We start from the raw sequence: 2,734 nt of genomic DNA on the forward strand, positions 1-2,734 counted from the left end.
TATTACTTGCTATTGTTAAAGACGCAGAATTAAGTGTTGTTGATCAAGTATCAGCAACCGAAGTTTTGCCTGACGACCATAGAGCTTTGGAACCACCTGATCCCATCCCGAACTCAGAAGTGAAACGAAGCATCGCCGATGGTAGTGTGGGAGGTCCCATGTGAGAGTAGGTCATCGTCAGGCTTCTATTAGAAACCCCAGTAGGTCGTCCTACTGGGGTTTTTTATTGCCTGGAAGAAAGTATTGTAAGTAACTCACTTTCGTTTTAATTATGTGAGCAGGTTCTTATCTTGTTGTTTGATTTGTGAACGACTGTAAAGTTTTGACTCGCAAGACATGATTTAATTAATTATTGGGTATACTTCCCTAACTTCTAATAAATCAGGACGCTGATTTCAACTATGAATGCATCTACAAACAACAAAATTGCTTTGTTATTTCTATCGCTAATGATGGCTAGTAGTACGAAGATATATGCAGAAATGCAGTCGCTATCTGACAGTGATTTATCTGAGGTCGATGGCCAAGGCATCGGTTTAGTGATGGATGACTTTATTTTCAGTCACGGCCATAATCCAAGCGAAGGCAAGGTATTCAGGATTAGTGGTGTAACTAACAGTGCTGGAGAAGACGTTGTAATCAACGTTAATCAAATGTATATCGCGCGTGCAGGTAGTAATTATGGGGAGACTCTAGAGGGTGTAAATCTAGGTAGGCTAACTAACCCATACGAAATTGATTTATTAAATGGTGATGACCCTGATATTGGCTTACCCGGAGAGGCGGTACTTGAATTTGCGGCACCTAGGAAGGTTTTAGATACTGCTCAAGGTTATGACTGTTTGACTGGTGCTGCAGGTGGGGAGTGTTCTAGTAGACCTTCATCTGCTGAATGGGTAAATGGGGAGAGGCCAGATCTTGGCTTAGAACTTGAAATTAATGATGGTGCTCTTGCAAGCAATTTAAACATCAATGTTGAAAGTGCCGTGTTTGACGGGTCTTACTTGCGCTTGTGGGGCGATGACGGGGAAGAGCGTATGGCAGCAGAGTTTCGTCTTAACTTTTATTCTCCCTCCATTGAGGTAAGTACTTGTGAGCAAATTAATCAAGGTTGCTCATCTAGCATTAAAATGTCCAACTTCCAAATGGAGTTGGCTTTAGGTCACACGTTCCAGCCCTTATACATCGGGGTAGATGGATCTAGCAATCTACCAACAAGCGGTGGGCTTACTCTTCAAATAGCGAAAATTACACATCCATATATGGATAAGATTAATGTTGTTGATGGTTCATACGATTTAGCTGACCCGGATGCTGTCGCAGCGCATGACTTTTTTCACGATTATTATACGAATGGTGAGTATCGTAGCAATATCATTGTCGGTGATTTAGACATTGGTGGTACAAGTTTAGGCGAGCAGCGAATTGAAGGGATATTGGTCCAGTATATGGATGTTAAATTTCGGGACTTGGATCCTAACTAGAGGCTTATTTATGTTGTTTCGGGTACTAATTTTTATGCTTACTGCCGGGCTCGCTAATGCAGAGATGTCAAGTATTGATGACTCAGATCTATCAGAGGTGACAGGGCAAAGTGGTGTTTATTTAACAGGTGAAGTTTCAATCAACGAAGAGGGTGGGGCGTTCAATGACTCTGACAGCCATGGTTACTTTGGAGATTGTTCAAATAGTCAAAAAGTATGTGGGGCGCGCTTAGCTTTTAAGACTCAGAATGATGGAGGCTGGTTTGCGATTGATAATATTCAAGGCTCAGTCTCTTTTGAAGGTCTTACGTTTAGACTGAGAGATATTGCAGATGGTTTTGGTGGTGACGGTCTGCTATTTAATCGGGATGTGATCGAAATTGGCTTGCCTAAGAGTATACGCATGAACGACTTCCAGTATACGCTCGCGACTGCAAACCAAGACCGTCCAAGTAATAGTTCAGACTATCAGCAGGTCGACTTAATGACTGTCGAGATGAGTGGTGATCTCACTTTGCAGGGTAACCTGTTGGTTTTTCCAACGCCTTAGGAATTACGGATGATAAATAGACTATCAATAACATTAATGCTTTTTATTCTCCCACAAATAAGCGCTGCGGAGCTAAAAGCACTTGGTGATGAGTTTTTGTCGGGTGTAAGTGGGCAGTCGGGAATCACTGTTGACCTAGAATCGAAGTTTTCAGTGGGTGAGATAGCCTATTTTGATGATGGTTTGGGTATAGCGTTGCAGGGTGTCAAGATGAGCTCTGCTGCAGATCCTGGGCAGTTGGCAGAGCACCGATTAGAGTTTGATATTCTTGATAACGGCGATATAAAGTTTGCCTTTTCTTCTGGAAATGTCGCAAGGTTCGAAATAGAGGAAATTCGTTTTGTTGATGCGCCGGGCCTGCCTTCACTTGTAACAGATCCGAGTATAGGGGGCTTCTTTATTGACTACGAGATTGATGGCTCTATCTTGGTGCACAACAGAGGTAATACAAGACACGGTGCTAACAATGTTTTGGGTGGGTTGTATGATATTGATTTTACCGTCGAAAATGGGCGCTTAGGATATCGCACTAATGGCAATGAGTTTTTCTTGGATGGTTTAAGTTTGGATGTCGAATCTTTGGGTACGGTGTTTGGGGTGACCGAGGCAGGACAGCTTAACTTATCAATGCCTAACCTAAAGGCAGAGCTAAGTGTAGATGCCATTAGGTATAGTAATAACGCGTTAAATCACGGGGTAA

At 42.6% G+C, this 2,734-nt stretch carries 3 protein-coding genes and 1 rRNA gene; all 4 read left to right on the plus strand.

The window, feature by feature from the left end; all coding sequences use genetic code 11:
- Nucleotides 1-68: 68 nt before the first annotated feature.
- Nucleotides 69-183: ribosomal RNA gene (gene rrf, locus A3756_RS15895) — 5S ribosomal RNA — on the plus strand.
- Between the two features lie 218 nt (nucleotides 184-401).
- Complete coding sequence (locus A3756_RS15900) at nucleotides 402-1,484, plus strand: hypothetical protein (protein WP_068514096.1); 1,083 nt, start codon at nucleotides 402-404, stop codon at nucleotides 1,482-1,484.
- Nucleotides 1,485-1,494: 10 nt separating this feature from the next.
- Complete coding sequence (locus tag A3756_RS15905; protein WP_068514093.1) at nucleotides 1,495-2,034, plus strand: DUF6160 family protein; 540 nt, start codon at nucleotides 1,495-1,497, stop codon at nucleotides 2,032-2,034.
- Between the two features lie 9 nt (nucleotides 2,035-2,043).
- Nucleotides 2,044-2,734: DUF6160 family protein (locus tag A3756_RS15910; RefSeq protein WP_197481335.1), on the plus strand; the 691-nt coding region annotated here is incomplete at its 3' end.

Source organism: Oleiphilus sp. HI0086, from assembly GCF_001635225.1.

Bases quoted from the DNA above. Each gene is read 5' to 3' on its own strand.
- A3756_RS15900 (WP_068514096.1), top strand. From the start codon at position 402: ATGAATGCATCTACAAACAACAAAATTGCTTTGTTATTTCTATCGCTA.
- A3756_RS15905 (WP_068514093.1), top strand. From the start codon at position 1,495: ATGTTGTTTCGGGTACTAATTTTTATGCTTACTGCCGGGCTCGCTAAT.